The following is a 20,428-nucleotide window of genomic DNA, read 5'->3' as shown; positions in this document are numbered from 1 at the left end:
AACGATATCAGTCCAATTTGCCGTGGCACTGCTTGAATTTTTTACCGGACCCGCAAGGGCAAGGATCGTTGCGCCCGACTTTGGCGACGTCCCGGATATAAGGCTGCGCAGGTCTGGGTTTGGCCGGCTTTTCTTCGATTTCGGCCTCTTCGGGTTCCGGCGACAGGGCTTTTGCCTCGGCATGTTCGAAGTGCATCTCTTGCGGTACGCGGCTCTGCTCTTCCATCACGCTCACTTCTTCCTCGCTGTGCACCTGGACCTTGGACACGATGCCGATCACCTCGTGCTTGATGCCGTCCAGCATCGAAGTAAACATTTCGAACGCTTCGCGCTTGTATTCCTGCTTCGGGTCCTTCTGTGCATAACCCCGCAGGTGGATGCCCTGGCGTAGGTGGTCCATGGCCGCCAGATGCTCTTTCCAGGCGTTGTCGAGGACCTGCAGCATCACGGTCTTCTCGAAGTGGTGCACGATCGATTCCCCGATGGCCGCGGTTTTCTCCCGATAAATCGTTTCCAAATGATCGACAATTTTGTTCAGCAGCCGCTCCTCGTCCAGCCGCGCATCTTGGTCCAGCCATTGCTGCACCGGCAGCTTCGCCCCGATTTCGCGCGCCAGGGTCTCTTCCAGTCCTTTGGCGTCCCACTGCTCTTCCAGGGTGTGCGGCGGGATGTACTGAACGAACATTTGGCCGACGACATCCCGGCGCATATTGGTAATGGCTCCGGAAATATCTTCCGCCTCCATCAATTCGTCCCGCATGTGGTAGACCACCTTGCGCTGATCGTTGGCGACATTGTCATATTCCAGCAACTGCTTGCGAATGTCGAAGTTGCGCGCTTCGACCTTGCGCTGGGCGCTTTCGATCGCCCGCGTCACCCACGGGTGTTCGATGGCCTCGCCTTCCTTCATGCCCAGCTTCTGCATGAGCACGGCCACGCGGTCGGAAGCGAAAATGCGCATCAAGGGATCTTCCAGGGACAAATAAAACCGGGACGAACCGGGATCGCCTTGCCGCCCCGACCGCCCTCGCAACTGATTGTCGATGCGCCGCGATTCGTGCCGTTCGGAACCGATGACGTGCAGTCCGCCCGCTTTCACGACCTGATCGTGGCGGGCCGCCCATTCCGCCTTCAAGCGCGCGATGGCGGCCTGATCGTTCGGATCGACTCCCGCCAGATCCTCTTCCAGGCTGCCGCCGAGGACGATATCGGTGCCGCGGCCCGCCATGTTGGTGGCGATAGTCACCGCGCCGGGCTTGCCGGCTTGGGCGACGATATGCGCCTCCTGCTCGTGATGCTTGGCATTCAGCACCTGATGCGGAATTCCCTCCTTGCGCAGAAAAGTCGCCAGGATTTCCGAATTCTCGATGGACGTGGTGCCTACCAGCACCGGTTGGCCGCGCTTCACGCACTCGCGAATATCCTCGATGATGGCGCCGTATTTTTCACGAACGCTAAGGTAGACGAGATCGCCGCGGTCCTGGCGAATCATGGGTCTGTTGGGCGGGATGACGACGACCTCGAGACCGTAGATCTGATGGAACTCCGGCGCCTCCGTGTCGGCCGTACCGGTCATGCCGGACAGTTTTTCGTAGAGGCGGAAATAATTCTGGAAAGTGATGGAGGCCAGCGTCTGATTTTCATTTTGGACCGGCACGTTTTCCTTCGCCTCGACCGCCTGGTGCAAGCCTTCGGACCAGCGACGTCCCGGCATGGCGCGGCCGGTGAACTCGTCCACGATGATGACCTGATTTTCCCGGACGATATAGTCGACATCCCGCTGAAACAGCGCATGGGCTCGCAGCGCGGCATTGATATAGTGCATGAGCCTGATGTTGACGGCGTCGTACAGGCTTTCATGGGCGTTGATCAGCCCGTGCTGCACCAGCAGGCGTTCGATATGCTCGTGGCCTTCTTCCGTGAGATAGACCTGCCGCGCTTTTTCGTCGACGCTGTAATCGCCGCGAGCGCCTTCCTTTTCCTGGCGGGACAGATGAGGCATGAGAGCGTTGACTTTGTGGTAGAGGTCGCTGCGGTCTTCGGTCGGCCCCGAGATAATGAGGGGCGTCCGAGCTTCATCGATCAGGATGGAGTCGACCTCGTCGACGATCGCAAAATATTTTTCCCGCTGCACCCTTTGGTCTCGGGAGAAGGCCATGTTGTCCCGGAGATAATCGAAGCCGAACTCGTTGTTCGTGCCGTAAGTGATGTCGGCGGTATAGGATGCTCGGCGCTGCTCCGGGCTCAGATTGCTGACGATGACGCCGACGGAGAGTCCGAGAAAGTTATAAAGCCTGCCCATCCACTCCGAATCGCGGCGCGCCAGATAATCGTTGACGGTAACGACGTGCACGCCTTTGCCGGGCAGCGCATTCAAATAAGCGGCCAGGGTGGCGACCAGCGTCTTGCCTTCGCCGGTCTTCATTTCCGAAATCTTGCCGTCGTGGAGCACCATGCCGCCGATCAACTGAACGTCGAAATGGCGCATGTTCAGGACGCGCCGGGACGCCTCCCTGACCGCGGCGAAGGCCTCGGGCAACAGGGCGTCGAGAGTCTCCCCTTCTTTCAGCCGGTCCCTGAACTCCTGGGTTTTTCGCCGTAGCGCCTCATCGGACAGATTCTGAAATTGAGGCTCCAGCGCGTTGATCTTCTTGACGAGTTTTCTTTTTCTACTAATGATTCGCTCGTTGCGGCTGCCAACGATTTTCTTTACCAGCTTGCCTAGCATTGCGGTTTGATTCCGAGTCCAAAGGAAAAACAATCGTACGATGATACCGCAAAACCTTGGCGTTTATAATGACTCGCGGGTCATATCAAACCTTGCCCGGAGACTCGAATCGAAACCTCCGCCGGACGCGGTTCGGCGAATCACCGTCAGGACATCAAGCCGACTTTCATGGCGCATCAACCCGAATCCGTTGCGGGATTGCTTCAGGGAACCGCAATCCAATCGATTTCGACGCAGATCGAAAGACACCGCCGCATGCTGAATGCGGCAAGAAGAGCGTTACCGGGATTTCTGGCGGATCACTGCGTGGACTGCGTGATCAAGCCGGATCAACTGATTCTCTATGTGGATTCGCCGGCCTGGGCGTCCCAGATTCGGTTTTATGCCCTGCGGCTTTTGCCCGGAATCGAGCGATCGACCGGCTACCGGTTCAAAAATCTGCAAATCCGCAACGCGTTCCCGGCAGTCGAAAAATCCCGCGAACCACCCGCTTTCGCTCCGCCGCCCGGTTTCGTTGCCGAGCTTCTGGAAAGCAGCGCGGCATCGGCATCTTCGGGAGAACTCAAGGAAGCGCTGTTGCGGCTAAGCCGAACGGTGCGATCGCTCGAAGGCCCATCCGATCGGGAAAAAGTACGGTGAGAAAAATCAGCCGGAGATTCGGCGGGTCGACGCGTATCGGCATCCTTGCCGCGCTTCGGCAATTTTAGGCTTGATCGGCCGCCGGGATTCGACGATCCCGAGGGATGCGGGAATCAGCGGGCGGCCTGAGCCGTCTTCATGAAGTAGATCGGCAAGACGTCGTCTTCCATGTAAGTCACGGATTCCCAGGCGTCTTTCTGTTTGAGCAGTTCCATGAGCAATCGATTGTTCAGGCCGTGGCCGGATTTATGGCCGGTGAACGAACCGATCAGACTGTGCCCCAGAAGATAAAGGTCGCCGATGGCATCCAGGATCTTGTGCTTTACGAATTCGTCGGCGTAGCGTAACCCGTCTTCGTTCAGGACGCGGTAGTTATCCACCACGATGGCGTTGTCCATACTGCCCCCCAAGGCCAGTCTGCGCTTGCGCAGCGCCTCTATATCGCGCATGAAGCCGAAGGTTCTCGCCCGGCTCACTTCCTTGACGAAGGACGTCGATGAAAAGTCGATGCTGGCCGTTTGCACGTCCTTGCGAAACGCCGGGTGTTCGAAATCGATCGTAAAGGTGACCTTGAAGCCTTCATAGGGCTCGAAGCTCGCCCATTTGTCGCCGTCTTCGACTCTGAGCTTGCGCTTTATCCGAATGAAACGCTTAGGCGCGTTTTGCTCCTCGACGCCCGCCGATTGAATGAGAAACACGAACGGGCCGGCGCTGCCATCCATGATCGGGACCTCCGGCGCGCTGACATCGACATAGGCATTGTCGATGCCGAGTCCGGCGAACGCCGACAAGAGATGCTCGACGGTGGAAATCTTCACGTCGCCCTTGACGAGGGTTGTGGATAAAGTCGTTTCGCCGACATTTTCGGGCCTCGCCTCGATAGTGACGGGTTCAGGCAAATCCACGCGGCGGAATACGATACCGGCATTGGGAGCGGCGGGACGAAGCGTCAAATAAACCTTCTCTCCGGTGTGCAGCCCGACTCCGGTTCCTCTAATGACATTTTTAAGTGTTCTTTGCCTGATCATTCGATACACCTGTCTTCTTTGACTGTCCCCAAAAATCTTTTGCATGCCTCACGCACGGTTCGCACCACCCAAGCCTACGAACCGTGCAGGAGCCGGATTAATGGGACGGACGCCGAGGCGTCCTCTTTTTATGTTATGCGGACTGATCCGTCAATCGGCCTGACGGCGCAAAAACGCGGGAATATCCAGATAGTCGAGATCCATGTCTTTCTTCGCTTCCGCCCGGACATCGTGCTTGGGCTGCTTGCGGATTACCGTCGGGCGCTGCAATTGATCGTAATCGATTTCACCGGTATGTTTGTGCACCAGCTTGATCGGCGCTTCGTTGGTTTGGCGCTGATTGTTCAGGCCCGTCGCGACCACCGTGACGCGCACCTCGTCGTCCAGTTCCGGATCGATGGCCGTGCCGATCACGACGATGGCGTCATCCGAAGCGAAATCTCTCACGGCATCGCCGACTTCGCTGAATTCGCCGATGGAGAGCGTTTGGCAGGCGGTGACATTGACCAGAACGCCGCGCGCTCCCTGAAGGTTGATATCCTCGAGCAGCGGACTGGCGATGGCTTTTTCCGCCGCCTGACGGGCACGGTGATCGCCGGTGCCCACGCCGGTTCCCATCATGGCCATGCCCATCTCGGACATCACCGTTCGCACGTCGGCGAAGTCCACGTTGATCAGGCCCGGCCGGGTAATCAGATCGGCAATGCCTTGCACGGCCCCGAGCAGCACATCGTTGGCCGCGGCAAAGGCATTGATCAGGCTGACGTCCTTGCCCAGCACCGGCAACAGCTTCTCATTCGGAATCGTGATCAGCGAATCGACGAACTGACCGAGTTCCTCGATGCCTTTTTCCGCCACGCTGCGCCGCTTCTTCCCTTCGAAAGGAAACGGCTTGGTCACCACGGCCACGGTAAGGATACCGGCTTCCTTGGCGATCTCGGCGATGACCGGCGCCGCTCCGGTTCCGGTGCCGCCGCCCATGCCGGCGGTAATGAACACCATATCCGCCCCTTCCAGAACCTCCATGATACGATCGCGGTCGTCCAGCGCGGCCTGACGGCCGATTTCCGGATTCGCTCCGGCGCCGAGCCCCTTGGTTAGCGCATTGCCCAATTGAATGACCGATTTGGCCCTGATGTTCTTCAGCGCCTGCGCGTCGGTGTTGGCGCAAATGAATTCGACCCCTTCGATATGGCTGTTGACCATATGGTTGAGGGCATTTCCACCGCCGCCGCCGATGCCGATTACCTTGATGACCGCGTTTTGACTATAAGAATCCACTAATTCGAATTGCATTGTTTCCACCCCGTCTTAACAGCATTCTGCTTCTAAGGAATTTTCAATCCTAAAAATTACCCGTAAACCAACTCCTCATCCTTGTCCACAAACTTCTAAAGCCCGATCCCAAAGGCATGTATCTCCCCGCCTGCGTCTGGTGCTGCTTGCCGAACAGAAGCAATCCGACACCCGTTGCGTAAACCGGATTGCGAACCACGTCGCTCAAGCCGGTGACATACTGCGGCAGACCCAGGCGCACCGGCATATGGAAAATCTCTTCCGTCAATTCGACCAAACCCTCGACCTTGGCGCTGCCGCCGCTCAACACGATTCCGGCCGCGATCAAGTCCTCGAAACCGCTCCGGCGCAGTTCTTCCTGCACCAGCAGCAGCAGTTCTTCGTAGCGCGGCTCGACGATTTCCGCCAAATTCAGGCGGGAAATCTGACGCGCCGGCCTATCGCCGATGCTGGGCACCTCGATGGTGTCCTCCAACTTGGCCAGTTGAGTTAGCGCACAAGCGTGCTTGATCTTGATTTCCTCGGCAAACTGGGTCGGCGTCCGCAACGCTACCGCGATGTCGTTGGTGACCTGATCCCCGGCGATAGGAATGACCGCGGTGTGACGAATCGCCCCGTCGGTGAATACGGCGACATCCGTAGTCCCGCCGCCGATGTCCACCAAGCAGACGCCGAGATCTTTTTCATCCTCGGTGAGAACCGCCGAGCAGGAACCTAGCTGCTCGAGAATGATGTCTTCCACCTCCAGCCCGCAGCGGCGAATGCATTTAACGATGTTCTGCGCCGCGCTGACCGCGCCGGTCACGATATGAACGCGGGCTTCGAGCCGGATCCCCGACATGCCGATGGGCTCCTTGATGCCCTCCTGCCTATCGATCACGAACTCCTGCGGCAGGATATGAAGGATTTTTTGATCCGCCGGGATCGCCACCGCCCGCGCCGAATCGATCACGCGATCGACGTCGCTCTGGGTGACCTCCTTCTCCTTGATCGCCACGATACCGTGCGAGTTCATGCTGCTGATATGGCTGCCGGCAATGCCCGCATACACCGACTGAATCCGGCAACCCGCCATCAACTCGGCTTCCTCGACGGCGCGCTGAATCGATTGCACCGTGGTTTCCAGGTTCACCACCACGCCTTTCTTCAAGCCGCGCGACGGATGGGTACCGATGCCAACCACTTCGATTTCGCTGTCCTCGTTTATCTCACCGACGATACAAGCCACCTTGGAGGTGCCGATGTCCAAGCCAACGATGAGATTCCGATCTGATTTTCTAGCCATTGCGATGAATCTGTATTTTTAACTCAAATCAGGTCTATGCCTGCTCCGAATTCAGCCGCGCTCGACACTATCGGGTTGCTTCAGAGATACGAGTTCCGCCGGGGATTGCGGTTTGAAAATCACGGCAAACCCGTTGGGGTAGCGCAAATCCAATTTCCGGATCGTCGCGACCCGCTCCTCGCCCAAGCGCGGCAATAGCGCGAGCAGGCGGTCCAAGGCGAGAGCCGGGTCTTGTTTCCCGAATTCGACATCCACGCCGCCGCTCAAACGAGCGCTCCACGCTCTCCGGTTAGTAAGCCTCAGAACATCGATCCGCAGACCTCTTTGCTTTAATTTCGCATTCAGCAGGCGAAGCATGTTCAGTAGCTGTTTTTCCTGCCCCTGCGCTCCGTCGAGCATCGGCAACCGCGCATAGGACTGGGCGTTTCCGGGCAAAAACCGCTCGCCGCGGGAATTGATCAAACCGCCGTCGCCCGAGCGGGCAACCGGCTTTTGCTCGACGATTTTCAACTGCAACGTATCCGGCCAAAGCCGTACGACCTGGACGCTGTCCACCCACGGAAACGCTTTGGCCGCTTTTTCTATGCCGCGCATGTCGGCCAGAAAATATCCGCCTTGAGTCCACGGCAGCAAAATCCTCGTGAACTCCGCCGCGTCGAGATTCCGGATCTCTCCTTCCACTCGCACATGACGTATGGGCATGATCTCCTCCAGCCATTCGGCATCGCCGCTCGTTACGGCCCAACCGCAAAGAGCGAGAAACCCGGAAAAGAACAATGCCCTTGCGGACACCTTAGGCCTCGGCATCGCCCTCTCCGCGGCCCGAGAAGCTCGTTTCCAATATCCGCCACGTCAATTCCTCGAACGATAAGCCCGCTACTTTTGCCGCCATCGGAACCAGGCTGTGATCGGTCATGCCGGGAACGGTATTGACCTCGATCAGCCACGGCCGCCCCTCTTGATCGACCAAAAGATCCACTCGCCCCCAGCCGGTCACGCTGAGCGTATCGCAAGCCTGCAAAGCCAGTTTCTGGAGCGCGCATTCCTGATCGGGCGGAAGTCCGGCGGGACAGTGGTAACGGGTTGTCTCGGCGCGATATTTGGCATCGAAATCGTAAAATGCATGAGGCGTTTCCAGGCGGATCAACGGCAACGGCTCGCCGTCGAGCACGCCGGCCGTATATTCCCGGCCGACGATCCAGGTCTCCGCGAAAACCGCGCAATTATAGTGTGAAGCGCGCTCCCATGCTTCCCTTAACTCGATTTTATTTTCGGCCCGCCCCATTCCGATACTGGAGCCCTCTTGAGCGGGCTTCACGATCACCGGGAAGCCCAGCCGTTCGGCGCACAGGTCCACGTCCTCCGGTCCTCGAAGCCTCATCCAGCGCGGCGTCGGCAGCCCCGCTCCGAGCCAGCACAGCTTGGTCCTGAGCTTGTCCATGCTCAAAGCCGACGCCAAGACGCCGCTCCCGGTATAGGGCAATCCCAGCGCTTCCAGCGCCCCTTGCAGAACGCCGTCTTCCCCGCCGCGCCCATGAATCACGTTGAACACGCGGTCGAAATGCTGATCGAGAAGCGGCCGGATCGGGTTTTCCGTTACATCGACGCCGACGGCATCAATCTCGTTTCTCAACAAGGCCGCCAATACCGCTTGACCGCTTTTCAATGAAATTTCACGTTCGGCGGCGGTACCGCCCATCAAGACGGCAACACGTCCAAATTCGGCCGGCTTCAGGATTCGCTTGCTCATTCAATCTCTCCTTGTCGATTCTTCGCCCACTATCCGAACTTCCGGAATCAAGCAATGGCCATATCTTTGCTCTACCGTCGACTGGACGAACCGTATCAGAGCCTCGATATCGGCTGCCCTGGCCGAGCCGGTGTTAATGATGAAATTGGCATGTTTCTCGGAAACGCAGGCGCTGCCGATGCGGTATCCCTTGAGTCCGCAGGCTTCGATGAGCCGCGCCGCGTGATCGCCTTCCGGATTCCGGAATACCGAGCCGCAGTTCGGCAGGTTGACAGGCTGAGACGCGCTCCGTTTGGTCAGCAACGATCTAATCCGCTCCCGGCTAACTGCGGCATCGCCCGGCTGAAGCTCGAGCTCGCAAGCCAGATACCATTCATTCTCGGGCCCTCTTACGTTGCGGTAGCCGACCGTGAAATCGTCCGGACCGCGGTTCCGCAGCGTACCGGAGCGGTCGACCGTCAGCACTCGGGCCACCAGCGGCCATGTTTCGCCGCCGAATGCGCCCGCGTTCATCGCCAAGGCCCCGCCCATGGTTCCCGGAATGCCGGCCAGAAATTCGGCGCCCGCGAGTTCCCGCTCCGAACAGAATCTCGCGACATGAGCGCAAGGCACGCCCACGCCGGCATAAATGCGTCGACGATCCAGCTTTCGGAGCTCTTTCAAACGATTCCGGGTGCAGATGACCGTACCGCGGATTCCGCCGTCCCGAACCAGCACATTGCTGCCGAGGCCCAGCCAGAAAACCGGCTCGCCCGGGGGAAGCGAGCGTATGAACAGGACCAGATCGTCCGCGTCGGCCGGCAAATAAAAATGGTCGGCCGGCCCGCCGACCCGCCAGGAAGTGTGGTTCGCCAGCGGCTCGTTATAACGCATCACCCCGCGCAATACGGGGGGACTCGTCGCGCTTATCCCCTCTTCGCAGACTGCCATCACGGTTTTGCTCCGGTCGGCCTATCGGTCAAGCACAGCGGCAATTCGACGGCGGCCTGGCCGATGCTTCCGGCTCCGAGGGTCAAAACGACGTCGCCCGGCTCGACGATGCCCGGCAAAATTTCGGCCAGATCGCCGACCTTTTCGACGAACACCGGATCGATCTGGCCGCGCACCCGAATCGCTCTGGATAGCGCCCGGCCGTCCGCCCCGATCAACGGCGATTCGCCGGCGGGATAGATGTCGAGCAGCACCAGAACGTCGGTTCTCGACAGAACCTGCACGAAATCCTCGAACAAATCGCGGGTCCGCGTGTAGCGGTGAGGCTGAAACAGCAATACCAGCCGGCGGTCCGGCCAGGCTTGCCGAGCCGAGTCGATGGTCGCCGCGATTTCCCGGGGATGATGTCCGTAATCGTCGACGAAAGTGACGACCGAATCGCCGAAAGGTACCTCGGCATTGATCTGGAAACGTCGCCCGATACCCCGAAATTCGGCCAGAGCGCGCTGTATGACCCGATCGGAAATACCCAACTCCCCCGCCACCGCGATGACGGACAACGAATTCAAGATGTTGTGGCGGCCGGGAAGATTGAGGCTCACATCGAGCGGTTCGTCGTGCCCCGCGCGCAGCACGGTAAAGTGCGAGCACAATCCATCCTGGCGGATATTCACGGCGCGGACATCGGCTTCCGGGCCGAAGCCGTAGGTTTTCATCGGCTTGCTGATCTCCGGCAGAATATCTCGGACTCCGGGATCGTCCAGGCACAGCACGGCCAGACCGTAGAACGGCACGTGGTGCAGAAATTCCACGAAAGCCTTCTTGAGTCTGCCGAAATCGCCGCCGTAGGTCTCCATGTGGTCCCGGTCGATATTGGTGACCACGGCGATCATCGGCTGCAAATACAAAAACGACGCGTCGCTTTCATCCGCCTCGGCAACCAGATACGAGCCTTTGCCCAGTTGGGCATTGGTGCCCACGCTGTTGAGGCGCCCGCCGATGACGAAGGTGGGATCGAGCCCGGCCTCGGCAAGTACGCTAGATGTCAGGCTGGTGGTCGTGGTTTTCCCGTGGGTGCCGGCCACGGCGATGCCGTAGCGGAAGCGCATCAATTCGGCAAGCATTTCCGCCCGCGAAATGGTCGGAATCTTCTGAATGCGCGCCGCATCGACTTCCACATTCGACCGGCTGACGGCGCTGGATACGACCACGACTTCGGATTGAGCGACATGCTCGGGCGCATGGCCGAAGGATATTTTCGCGCCGAGTTCGGCGAGACGCCGCGTGTTGGCATTTTCGTTGAGGTCCGATCCCGAGACGTCATACCCCAGATTCAAAAGGACCTCGGCGATGCCGCACATCCCGGTGCCGCCTATCCCGACGAAATGAATCCGCCGGATGCGGTTCATGCCGTATTGTCCCGCGATTTGCTCAGGCAGCTTCACGTGCGACCTCGTTCAGGCAGATTTCGGCGACGACTTGCGCCGCATCCGGCTTCGCCAAGGCCGAAGAGCGCTCCGCCATGGCCTTCAACCGGCCCGGCTGCTGCAACAATGAGCCGATTTCTTCGGCAAGACGCTCCGGGGACAGCTCGGACTGAGGAATCATGACGGCCGCGCCGTTGTCGACGAGGTAGCGGGCATTATGAGTCTGATGATCGTCGATGGCGTACGGATACGGAACCAGGATCGCCGGCAATCCCGCCGCCGTCAGTTCGCTGACCGTCATGGCTCCCGAACGGCATACCACCAAATCAGCCCAGGCATAAGCTTCGGCCATATCTTCGACGAATGCCTCGATCCGGGCCGACATTCGCAACTGGGCGTAGCGGACTGCCGTCTTGGCCCGCATCGACTCGCCGGTTTGATGAAAAACGCGTATCGGCATTTCGACCCTGGCGAGCGACTCGGGCACTATCTGATTCAAAGCCAGGGCGCCCTGGCTGCCGCCGAGAACCAAAATCTTGACCGGCTCGTCCCATCCGGCCCCGATCTCGCGCGTCAAGGAAACGATCTCTTCCCGCACCGGGTTTCCGGTACAGCGCGCGCCCACCTTGGGCGCAAAACTGCCGGGAAATGCCTCCAAAACGGCTTGCGCCCGGCGGGCGAGCCATCGGTTGGTCGTGCCGGGAATGCGGTTCTGCTCATGCAGAACCAACGGGATGCCCAACAGTCGCGCCATCAGACCGCCCGGCCCCGAGACGAACCCGCCCATGCCGAGAACCACGTGAGGCTTGACGCGGCGCAGAATGAACAGCGCTTGCAGGCAAGCTTTCGCCAACATGAACGGAAATCTCAGCCTGACCAGCCAGCCCTTGCCGCGCAATCCGGACACCGACAGCCATTCCACGGGAATATCGGCCGCCGGTACGACGCGCGCCTCCAAACCGGATCGCGAGCCCATCCAGACCACCTCATGTCCCCGAGACAAAAGTTCCCGGGCGACCGCCAAGGCAGGATACACATGACCGCCGGTACCGCCGGCCATGATCATCAAACGTGCGCCCATTTGGCCCTGACCCTGGGCGCCGCAGCATAAGCTTCGAGGGCTTCACTCCGAACCCGAAACAAAAGTCCCAATGCCGCACACATAACCATCATGCTTCCGCCGCCGTAACTCATCAGCGGCAAGGTCAATCCTTTCGTGGGCAACATGCCCATGTTCACTCCCATATTGATAAAAGATTGCAAACCAAACCAAATACCGATGCCGTAAGCGATAAACGCGCCAAAGCGGTTCTCGGTCCGATCGGCCAGTTGACCGATCACCAGCGCGCGCCAGACGATGACCATGAAAAGAAGGATCACGGAGGTCGTGCCGACCAAGCCCAACTCCTCGCCGATGATGGAGAACAGAAAGTCGGTATGCGCCTCCGGCAGATAAAACAGCTTTTGCACGCTCGATCCCAACCCCACCCCGGTCCACTCGCCCCGGCCGAAGGCGATCAACGCCTGGGTGAGCTGAAATCCGCTATCGAGCGGATGTTCCCAGGGATTGGTGAAACTGAGCACCCGCTTCAAACGGTATTCGGCGCTATAGATCAGCGCGACCCCGGCAACTCCCATCAGGCCGAGCAGAACTCCGAATTGCCAGAGTCTAGCGCCGCCCAGAAACAACATTCCCAAAGCCGTCGCCATGATGACCGCGGTCGCCCCGAAATCGGGCTCCATCAGCAGCAATAATGCGCCCACGGACAGCAGCGCCAGAGGCCGGATCATTCCTTGAACCGATTCGCGCACCGTGCGGAGGTGGCGGTGGATGTAGCTGGCCATGTAAATGACGACGATGAGCTTGAATACTTCGGAGACCTGAACGCGCAAGCCGAACAGATTGATCCACCGCGAACTTCCGTTGACAACCTTGCCGACGCCGGGTATCAAAACCAGCACCAGCAAAACCAGCCCGAGCAAAAACAAGGCCATTGACAATTTCTGCCATGACTCTAGCTTGACTGTAGCGACGAAGCAACCGGCCAAAAGGCCCACGGCAATATGAGCCAATTGATGCTTGGGAAAATAAAAGCTGTCGTCGGCGATCTTCTCTCCCAAGTGCAGAGAAGCCGAGGCGACCATGACGAAACCGAGAAGCAAAAGCGCCAGGGAGGCCATCAACAAAATCGTGTCCAGATAAAAACGCCGGTCTCTCCAATGCAATACCAGCCCTCGGCCACGAACCGTCACTTTCGCTTTCATGGCGAGAGCCCCTTTACTTCTTCCGTAAACACCCGCCCTCTTTCCTGATAATCCTTGTATTGATCGAGACTGGCGCAGGCCGGAGCTAGCAGGACGGAATCCCCGCACTGCGCCAAAGAACGCGCGGCCCGGACCGCCTGGCGCATATTCTCGACCCGTACCGTCGGCACGACGTCCTCGAGCGCCCGTTCCAGCAGCGGAGCGTCTTTGCCCATCAACACCGCCGCGCGGACCTTTTCGGCGACCACGGGTCTGAGTACCGAAAACTCCGCATCCTTGCCGTCGCCCCCGGCAATGAGCACGGCCTTGCCGTGCAATCCGGCCAGCGCCGCCATGCAAGCGCCCACATTGGTGGCTTTCGAGTCGTTAATCCAGGTGACGCCTTCAATTTCCGCCACTTTCTGCATGCGGTGCGCCAGTCCCTCGAACTGCTCGAGCGCGCCGATCATCGCTGCCCTCGACAACCCGACGGATTCTCCCAAAGCGATCGCCGCGAGGGCGTTCGAGACATTGTGGCGCCCTCGGATACCGAGCTTTCCGGTCGGCATGAGAGGTTCGCCGCGGCTCGTCAGCCATTCCTCGCCATCGACCGCGGAAACGCCGTAATCGACTCCCGCCTCCGCCAAGCCGAACCACACGCAGCGTCGGTCCGGTTCGGCCATTGCGACCACCGCAGGGTCGTCGCGATTGAGCACCATCACGCCCTGTCCCTGAAAGATTCGCCGCTTGGCATCGGCATAAGCCCGGATGTCCGGATAGCGGTCCATGTGGTCGGGGCTGATATTGAGAACGGTCGCCGCGGCCGACTTCAGAAGCGAAGAGCGTTCCAACTGAAAACTCGACAACTCCAGGACATAGAGATCGGCCTCGTCATCCAGAAGCTCCAGCATCGGCGTGCCGAGATTCCCCCCCACGCGCACCTTCCGGCCATCGGCCTCCGCCATCAGCCCCACCAGGGTCGTCACGGTACTTTTGCCGTTGGCGCCGGTGATGGCCAGAATCGGCGCGTTCGCCATGCACACGAAAAGATCGAGATCGCCGAACAGCGGTATTCTGCGCCGTCGAGCCTCCTTGATTTTCGGCTGATCCAACGGCACGCCGGGACTGACGATCAAATGGGTAGCCGCCGAGAATGCCGCATTGTGAAGTCCCCCGAGAAAGACCGCGGCGTCGGGGCAGGTCTCGCGCAACTCCGCGAGATGCGGCGGCCATTCCCGCGTATCGGTCACCGCAAACTCGATGCCTTGCCTTGCCAGAAAGCGCGCTACCGAAAGGCCGGTTTTGCCTAACCCGAAAATCAACACACGCGAGGAACGCCGATCCAGTCCGAGCTTGTCCAACGGATTTACGGCATCAAGATAAACTTCTGCGTTCGCAGCCATCTTTCACCTCAACTTCAAGGTCGCGAGTCCAATCAAGACCAGAATCACCGTAATGATCCAGAAGCGAACGATCACGCGCGGTTCAGGCCATCCCTTTAGCTCGAAATGATGATGAATGGGTGCCATGCGAAAAATGCGGCGGCCGGTGAGCTTGAACGAGATGACCTGAAGCATCACCGATACGGTTTCCATGACGAACACGCCGCCCATGATCATCAGCACGATTTCCTGACGGACCAGAACGGCGAGCGTTCCGAGGGCGGCGCCCAAAGCCAGCGCGCCGACATCGCCCATGAAGACCTGGGCCGGGTAAGCGTTGAACCAGAGAAAGCCGAGTCCGGCGCCGACCAATGCGCCGCAAAAAACCACCAGCTCGCCCGCCTTGGGTATGAACGGAATGCCCAAATATTCCGCAAAGTTCACATTGCCCGAAGCGTAAGCGAAGATACCCAGCGCCCCGCCGACCAGCACGGTCGGCATGATGGCGAGTCCGTCGAGGCCGTCGGTCAGATTCACCGCATTGCTCGAACCCACGATCACGAAATAGACCAGCAGCGGGTAAGCCAGTCCCATGTTCAGCACGATCTGCTTGAAGAAGGGCACGATGAACTGGGTCTCGGTGGCGACCGTCGCGGTGCTATAAAGAAATACTGCGGCGACCAGGCCGAATACGGACTGCCAAAAATACTTGTGTCGCGCGGCCAATCCTTGGCTGTTGCGCAGGACCAGCTTCTTGTAATCGTCGACAAAGCCGATCAGACCGAACGCCAGCGTGATCAGCAAAATGACCCACACATAGCGATTGCCGAGGTCGGCCCAAAGCAAGGTGCTGATCGCGATCGATATCAAGATCAACGCCCCGCCCATGGTCGGGGTTCCGGCTTTGGAAAAATGGCTTTGCGGCCCGTCACTGCGGATGCTCTGTCCGATTTTATATTTGCTGAGGTGCCGGATCATCACCGGACCGACGATGAAGGAGATGATCAGGGCGGTCAGAACGCCCAGAATGGCGCGCAGCGTCAAATACTGAAAGACGCGGAAAACGTCGAAGTATTTCTGGAGGGATTCCGCGAGTATCAGCAGCATGGATCGCCCCGCTCGCGCAACGCCTCTACCGCCCGCTCCATATGTTGACTGCGTGAACCCTTGACCAATAACACGGTGTTCTCGTTAATCTTCTGTTGTATTCGTTCAATCAATTCGTCCTGCGTTTGGCAGTATAAGGCGCCCTCACCGAACGACTCCGCCGCCAGGCTCGCATTCGGCCCTACCGCAAACAGGCGCGTCACGCCCATCGCCTTCGCCTGACGCCCGATCTCGGCGTGCAGCGCCGCGCTCGCCTCGCCCAATTCGCCGAATGCGCCCAAGGCAACCCAAGGCTCGCCCGATATCTCCGAAAGGACTTCCAATGCCGCCCGGAAAGAGTTCGGATTGGCGTTGTAGGCATCGTTGATCAGCAGAGATCCGCGGATGCCTTTTACCGGTTCCAAGCGTCCGGGCACCGGAACGATCCGGGAAAGCCCGGTCCGGACCTGCTCGATATCGAACCCCAAGGCGAATGCCGCCGCGGCCGCGGCCAAGGCATTGGTCACGTTATGCTTTCCCGCCAGCGCCAGCGCCAGCGAATGGCGATCGCCCCGGTACAGAAGATCGAAAGCGGTGCGGAATTTACCTTCAATCAAACCGGTTCGTACCGAATCCGCATCGGCCCGCACATCGGCATCGGGACCGAGGCCGAAACTCGTGACCGCCCGGCCCAGAACCATTTCGCGCCAGAACCCGAAGAAACGGTCGTCGGCATTCAGCACCGCCGTACCTTGTGGCCCCAGCGAAGCCATCAATTCCCCTTTGGCGGAAGCGACGCCCTCGAGCGAGCCGAACCCCTCCAGATGGGCTGCGCCGGCATTGGAGATGACGGCGACTTCGGGTTTCGCGAGCCCGGCGACGTAAGCGATTTCGCCCGCGTGATTCGCCCCCATCTCGATGGCCGCAAACCGGTGTTCGTCCGTCAGCTTCAAGAGCATCAGCGGAACACCGATATCATTGTTGAGGTTGCCCTGCGTCTTGAGCACCGGCGCGGCAACGCCCAGAATGGCGGCGATCATTTCCTTGACAGTGGTTTTTCCGTTGCTGCCCGTGATGCCGACCAGACGCCCGCTCCAACGGTCGCGCCAAGCCGACGCAAACCGCCCAAGCGCCAGCCGTCCGTCTTCGACCCGCACCTGGGGCAAGTCGCAATCTGCCCAGCGTTCGACCACCGCCGAAGAAGCGCCGGCGGCTTTCGCCTGAGCGACGAAATCGTTGCCGTCGAAGCGCGCCCCGCAAATGGCCAGATAAAGATCCCCGGTTTTCAGGGCGCGAGTATCGATACTCAGATTTTCAAACGCGACGTCGGGACCTCGCCGTTCGCCGCCGACAATCTCGCTGAATTCGGAAAGACGCATCGTCATCGCGGCAATCCCAATGCGGAAAGGGTTTCCATGATGACCTCGCGATCGCTGAAAGGGTATTTCCGGCCCTGAATCTCTTGGGTGCTTTCATGTCCTTTTCCGGCCACCAGAACGATATCGCCCGCTCCCGCCCGCTCCAGCGTCCATGCGATGGCTTCGCGGCGGTCTCTGATCGTAACGGTATCGTCGCGACGGCAACCGGACAGAATATCCCGGATGATCTCGTCGCCGTTCTCCGAACGGGGATTGTCGTCGGTCAGCACGACGCCGTCGGCCAGTTCTTCCGCAATGGCCCCCATTAGCCGACGCTTGCCGCGGTCGCGGTCGCCGCCGCAGCCGAACACCACCCACAAATTGCCCTCGCAGTGCCGGCGCAGGCTGCGCAGGACGCCAGCCAATGCGTCCGGAGTATGGGCATAGTCCACGACCGCGGTCCGCCCCTGCGCCGAAAAACGCTCCATACGCCCGGGCACGGGCCGAACATTCCCGATCAACGCCGAGGCCTCCGGCAACGCATACCCCAGCCCGAGCAAAACGGCCAATGTCGCGGCCAGATTTTCCGCATTGAAATCGCCGTATACCGGCGCGAACACGTCGGCAATCTGCTGCCGGTATCGCGCCCGAAAAGCGATTCCCCGCGCGTCGTGATGCACGGCCTCCACGGAGACGGCCGATTCCGGTCCGGTTTTCTGTCCGCGCAGACTAAAGCCGATCCGTCTCGCATGAGCCGGCGTCCGGCTCGAAACGGCGCCGGCGATCGGGTCATCGGCGTTGAACGCCACGAATTCGAGCCCCGGCCAATCCAAAAGGCGTAACTTGGCCTCGAGGTAAGCCTCCATGGTGCCGTGGTAATCGAGATGATCGCGGCTGAAATTGGTATACAGCGCCCCCTTGAAACGCACGCCGTTGAGACGGCCTTGCACCTGGCCGTGAGACGAAGCCTCCATGGCTACGGTTTTGACGCCTTGATCGCGCAAACGGGACAAAAGACCGTGAACTTCGATCGCATCCGGGGTGGTGTGGCTCGTCGCCTCGAGCGCACCGGGCATTCCCCAGCCCAAGGTTCCCACGACGGCGGCCGGCGCCTTGGCCGAAAGCGCATGCGCCAGAAAATGACTGCACGAGGTTTTACCGTTGGTGCCGGTAATCCCGATCATGTCCAAGGATGCGGACGGTTCGCCGAAAAAGCGATCGGCGATGAACCCGAGTTTCTGGTCGAGCGAATCGACCGGCACGCAGGGGATTCCGGCAACGTCTCGAGCCAAGAGATGTCCATCGCCCGCGGGATCGTAAACGATGGCCGCGCAACCCTGTCGAACCGACTGCCCGGCATGGCGCATGCCGTGCGAACGATGCCCGGCCAAAGCCACGAAAAGATCGCCGGGGCGTGCGCGCCGGCTGTCGTGACAAAGTCCGGCGACCTCGACCGTGCGCGGAACGGGAGCATCGGTAAAGCCGGACAGCAAGGCATCCAGCCTGTGCCCGAAAGTCTGCGCTGCGGCGGCCATCATGCCGGATCGTCCTGTTGCGAGGCGAGGAGCGGCATGTTTTCCTGGTCAGGGGCGATGTTCAGCAGTCGCAAAGCGCCCTCCATGACACTCGAAAACACAGGCGCCGCCACGGCACCGCCGTAATATTCTCCCGCCGACGGTTCGTCGATCATGACCACCATGACCAGGCGCGGCTTGCTGGCGGGCGCCATGCCTGCGAATACCGACATGTGAAGCGAGGACGAATAACCGCCGACCCCGCTCTTCTTGACCGTTCCGGTCTTGCCGGCCACCCGAAAACCCGGAATAGCCGCCTTCAGCGCGGTACCCTCGCGGGTGACGACGTCCTCCAGCATCGTTCGCACGCTCACGGCGGTCCTGGCGGACATGATGCGATGGGATTCGGGCGCCTTGTCGCGCTTGATCAGGCTGACCATCGGCATTATCCCGTCATTGCCCAGGGACAAGTAGGCTCTCGCGAGCTGCAAAGTCGAGGTGGACACCCCGTAGCCAAAAGAAAGCGTTGCCTGTTCGAACGGGTTCCAGCGTTGATAGTGCGAGAGATGGCCGTTGGCCTCCCCCGGAAAACCGGTTTCCAAAGGCTGGCCGAAGCCCAGATTGTTGTAGAACGCCCAGAATTTTTTCGAAGGCAAGTTCAGCGCGATCTTGGTGACGCCCACATTGCTCGATTTTTGGAGGACGTGGGCTACATCAAGGATGCCGTAGTTGTGGATATCCTTGACGATGTTGTGTCCCACGCGCATCGTGCCCGGCGCGGTATCGATCACGGTATCAGGGCGGTATAGCCCGAGCTCCAATCCCAGCGCCACGGCGAACGGCTTCATCGTCGAACCCGGCTCGTAAACGTCGGTGATCGCCCGGTTACGCGACGCGCTGCTCTTCATCCGGATACGGCTGTTGGGGTTGTAAGACGGCTGATTGACGATCGCCAGCACTTCGCCCGTTTGAGTGTCCAGCAGCGCCAAGGATCCGGAACGCGCCTGATGCCGGAGCACGGCTTTTTTGAGCTCTCGGTAGGCTAAATATTGCAGACGCTGATCGATACTCAGCACGAGATCCTTGCCGGGCACCGGCGGCCGAACGTCTTCCAGGTCTTCAATGACGCGCCGCTTGCCGTCGCGAATGATGCGTTTGGCGCCTTCCACGCCCTTCAGCCAATCATCGTAGGCCAGCTCCATGGCCTCCTGGCCTTTATCGTCGATATTGGTAAAGCCGACCAGGTGGGCGGCCACCTCCCCGGTGGGATAGTAGCGCCGGTACTCGCGTTCCGAATAAACGCCCGCGATGCCCAAAGCCGTAACCTGATCGGCCAACTCAGGATTTATTCTTCTCTTCAGATAGACAAAACTTCGGTTTTCGCCGCTTCCTATGTGTTTTTCGAGATCTTTGGACGATAAGCCCAAAAGATCGGCCAAAGCCTTGAGCCGGTCTGCCGGAACCTGCGCCTCGCGAAACTCCTTGGGATTGACCCAAATCGATTTAACCGGCGTGCTGATCGCCAGCAATTCTCCGTTACGGTCGAAAATCCGTCCGCGGTGTGCCGGCACCGGCAATATGCCGACATGGCGCAGGTCGCCTTGACGCTTCAGAAACTGCGTATCCAGCACTTGCAGATAGACGGCGCGCCCGATCAAACCGGTCATGGCGGCCAGCATGACTGCCAGCAGAAAATGCCTGCGACCGCTGCAATCCGTTTCGTTTACCGGCCTGGGTTGGATGATCAACATGTTTCGGCGC

General features: G+C 59.7%; 16 protein-coding genes. 1 reads left to right on the top strand and 15 read right to left on the bottom strand.

Annotated features, from left to right (window positions below; genetic code table 11):
* Nucleotides 1-7: 7 nt before the first annotated feature.
* Nucleotides 8-2,728 carry a preprotein translocase subunit SecA gene (gene secA, locus ACWJKU_RS02650; RefSeq protein ID WP_454145499.1) on the bottom strand — a complete coding sequence of 907 codons (2,721 nt, stop codon included), beginning with the start codon at nt 2,726-2,728 and terminating at the stop codon, nt 8-10.
* A 168-nt stretch (nt 2,729-2,896) separates the two neighbouring features.
* Between secA and ACWJKU_RS02645 the strand changes: the two genes are divergently transcribed.
* Nucleotides 2,897-3,367, top strand: coding sequence for a DciA family protein (locus ACWJKU_RS02645; RefSeq protein ID WP_454145497.1), 471 nt, complete (start codon nt 2,897-2,899; stop codon nt 3,365-3,367).
* 113 nt (nt 3,368-3,480) lie between these two features.
* On the opposite strand, the gene lpxC is transcribed toward ACWJKU_RS02645, so the two are convergent.
* The 14 genes from lpxC to ACWJKU_RS02575 all read right to left on the bottom strand — a co-directional run bounded on the left by lpxC (nt 3,481) and on the right by ACWJKU_RS02575 (nt 20,418).
* Entirely contained in the window at nt 3,481-4,395 is a 915-nt protein-coding gene (gene lpxC / locus ACWJKU_RS02640) for a UDP-3-O-acyl-N-acetylglucosamine deacetylase (protein ID WP_454145495.1), read from the bottom strand.
* A gap of 150 nt (nt 4,396-4,545) precedes the next feature.
* Nucleotides 4,546-5,691, bottom strand: a complete 1,146-nt coding sequence (gene ftsZ / locus ACWJKU_RS02635; RefSeq protein ID WP_454145493.1) for a cell division protein FtsZ — start codon at nt 5,689-5,691, stop codon at nt 4,546-4,548.
* Between the two features lie 49 nt (nt 5,692-5,740).
* Nucleotides 5,741-6,976, bottom strand: a complete 1,236-nt coding sequence (gene ftsA / locus ACWJKU_RS02630; protein WP_454145491.1) for a cell division protein FtsA — start codon at nt 6,974-6,976, stop codon at nt 5,741-5,743.
* A gap of 51 nt (nt 6,977-7,027) precedes the next feature.
* Nucleotides 7,028-7,783, bottom strand: coding sequence for a cell division protein FtsQ/DivIB (locus ACWJKU_RS02625; protein WP_454145489.1), 756 nt, complete (start codon nt 7,781-7,783; stop codon nt 7,028-7,030).
* Nucleotides 7,770-8,726, bottom strand: a complete 957-nt coding sequence (locus ACWJKU_RS02620; protein ID WP_454145487.1) for a D-alanine--D-alanine ligase — start codon at nt 8,724-8,726, stop codon at nt 7,770-7,772. Before ACWJKU_RS02620 ends, ACWJKU_RS02625 begins: the two co-directional genes overlap by 14 nt.
* Nucleotides 8,727-9,656 carry a UDP-N-acetylmuramate dehydrogenase gene (gene murB / locus ACWJKU_RS02615; protein WP_454148015.1) on the bottom strand — a complete coding sequence of 310 codons (930 nt, stop codon included), beginning with the start codon at nt 9,654-9,656 and terminating at the stop codon, nt 8,727-8,729.
* On the bottom strand, nt 9,656-11,065 hold the full coding sequence (murC, locus tag ACWJKU_RS02610) for a UDP-N-acetylmuramate--L-alanine ligase (protein ID WP_454148013.1): 1,410 nt from the start codon (nt 11,063-11,065) through the stop codon (nt 9,656-9,658). Before murC ends, murB begins: the two co-directional genes overlap by 1 nt.
* Before the next feature lie 22 nt (nt 11,066-11,087).
* On the bottom strand, nt 11,088-12,164 hold the full coding sequence (gene murG / locus ACWJKU_RS02605; protein WP_454145485.1) for an undecaprenyldiphospho-muramoylpentapeptide beta-N-acetylglucosaminyltransferase: 1,077 nt from the start codon (nt 12,162-12,164) through the stop codon (nt 11,088-11,090).
* On the bottom strand, nt 12,149-13,348 hold the full coding sequence (gene ftsW / locus ACWJKU_RS02600) for a putative lipid II flippase FtsW (protein WP_454145483.1): 1,200 nt from the start codon (nt 13,346-13,348) through the stop codon (nt 12,149-12,151). The genes murG and ftsW overlap by 16 nt, the downstream gene beginning before the upstream one ends.
* Entirely contained in the window at nt 13,345-14,730 is a 1,386-nt protein-coding gene (gene murD / locus ACWJKU_RS02595) for a UDP-N-acetylmuramoyl-L-alanine--D-glutamate ligase (protein WP_454145481.1), read from the bottom strand. The genes ftsW and murD overlap by 4 nt, the downstream gene beginning before the upstream one ends.
* A 3-nt stretch (nt 14,731-14,733) precedes the next feature.
* The gene (mraY, locus tag ACWJKU_RS02590; RefSeq protein WP_454145479.1) at nt 14,734-15,816 is read right to left on the bottom strand and encodes a phospho-N-acetylmuramoyl-pentapeptide-transferase; all 1,083 of its coding nucleotides are present in this window, start codon (nt 15,814-15,816) and stop codon (nt 14,734-14,736) included.
* The gene (locus ACWJKU_RS02585) at nt 15,807-17,180 is read right to left on the bottom strand and encodes a UDP-N-acetylmuramoyl-tripeptide--D-alanyl-D-alanine ligase (RefSeq protein WP_454145477.1); all 1,374 of its coding nucleotides are present in this window, start codon (nt 17,178-17,180) and stop codon (nt 15,807-15,809) included. The genes mraY and ACWJKU_RS02585 overlap by 10 nt, the downstream gene beginning before the upstream one ends.
* On the bottom strand, nt 17,177-18,691 hold the full coding sequence (locus ACWJKU_RS02580) for a UDP-N-acetylmuramoyl-L-alanyl-D-glutamate--2,6-diaminopimelate ligase (protein WP_454145475.1): 1,515 nt from the start codon (nt 18,689-18,691) through the stop codon (nt 17,177-17,179). Before ACWJKU_RS02580 ends, ACWJKU_RS02585 begins: the two co-directional genes overlap by 4 nt.
* The gene (locus tag ACWJKU_RS02575) at nt 18,688-20,418 is read right to left on the bottom strand and encodes a peptidoglycan D,D-transpeptidase FtsI family protein (RefSeq protein ID WP_454145473.1); all 1,731 of its coding nucleotides are present in this window, start codon (nt 20,416-20,418) and stop codon (nt 18,688-18,690) included. Before ACWJKU_RS02575 ends, ACWJKU_RS02580 begins: the two co-directional genes overlap by 4 nt.
* Nucleotides 20,419-20,428 lie beyond the last annotated feature (10 nt).

The organism is Methylocaldum sp. MU1018, from assembly GCF_053646775.1.
This window is presented reverse-complemented; position numbering and strand designations above follow the sequence as displayed.

What these genes read in the sequence shown, in the direction of transcription:
- secA (WP_454145499.1), bottom strand. Translation starts at nt 2,728, where the DNA reads ATGCTAGGCAAGCTGGTAAAGAAAATCGTTGGCAGCCGCAACGAGCGA.
- ftsW (WP_454145483.1), bottom strand. Translation starts at nt 13,348, where the DNA reads ATGAAAGCGAAAGTGACGGTTCGTGGCCGAGGGCTGGTATTGCATTGG.
- murC (WP_454148013.1), bottom strand. Translation starts at nt 11,065, where the DNA reads ATGAACCGCATCCGGCGGATTCATTTCGTCGGGATAGGCGGCACCGGG.
- ACWJKU_RS02645 (WP_454145497.1), top strand. Translation starts at nt 2,897, where the DNA reads ATGGCGCATCAACCCGAATCCGTTGCGGGATTGCTTCAGGGAACCGCA.
- ftsZ (WP_454145493.1), bottom strand. Translation starts at nt 5,691, where the DNA reads ATGCAATTCGAATTAGTGGATTCTTATAGTCAAAACGCGGTCATCAAG.
- ACWJKU_RS02580 (WP_454145475.1), bottom strand. Translation starts at nt 18,691, where the DNA reads ATGATGGCCGCCGCAGCGCAGACTTTCGGGCACAGGCTGGATGCCTTG.
- ACWJKU_RS02575 (WP_454145473.1), bottom strand. Translation starts at nt 20,418, where the DNA reads ATGTTGATCATCCAACCCAGGCCGGTAAACGAAACGGATTGCAGCGGT.
- ACWJKU_RS02625 (WP_454145489.1), bottom strand. Translation starts at nt 7,783, where the DNA reads ATGCCGAGGCCTAAGGTGTCCGCAAGGGCATTGTTCTTTTCCGGGTTT.
- ftsA (WP_454145491.1), bottom strand. Translation starts at nt 6,976, where the DNA reads ATGGCTAGAAAATCAGATCGGAATCTCATCGTTGGCTTGGACATCGGC.
- lpxC (WP_454145495.1), bottom strand. Translation starts at nt 4,395, where the DNA reads ATGATCAGGCAAAGAACACTTAAAAATGTCATTAGAGGAACCGGAGTC.
- murB (WP_454148015.1), bottom strand. Translation starts at nt 9,656, where the DNA reads ATGGCAGTCTGCGAAGAGGGGATAAGCGCGACGAGTCCCCCCGTATTG.
- ACWJKU_RS02585 (WP_454145477.1), bottom strand. Translation starts at nt 17,180, where the DNA reads ATGACGATGCGTCTTTCCGAATTCAGCGAGATTGTCGGCGGCGAACGG.
- ACWJKU_RS02620 (WP_454145487.1), bottom strand. Translation starts at nt 8,726, where the DNA reads ATGAGCAAGCGAATCCTGAAGCCGGCCGAATTTGGACGTGTTGCCGTC.
- mraY (WP_454145479.1), bottom strand. Translation starts at nt 15,816, where the DNA reads ATGCTGCTGATACTCGCGGAATCCCTCCAGAAATACTTCGACGTTTTC.
- murD (WP_454145481.1), bottom strand. Translation starts at nt 14,730, where the DNA reads ATGGCTGCGAACGCAGAAGTTTATCTTGATGCCGTAAATCCGTTGGAC.
- murG (WP_454145485.1), bottom strand. Translation starts at nt 12,164, where the DNA reads ATGGGCGCACGTTTGATGATCATGGCCGGCGGTACCGGCGGTCATGTG.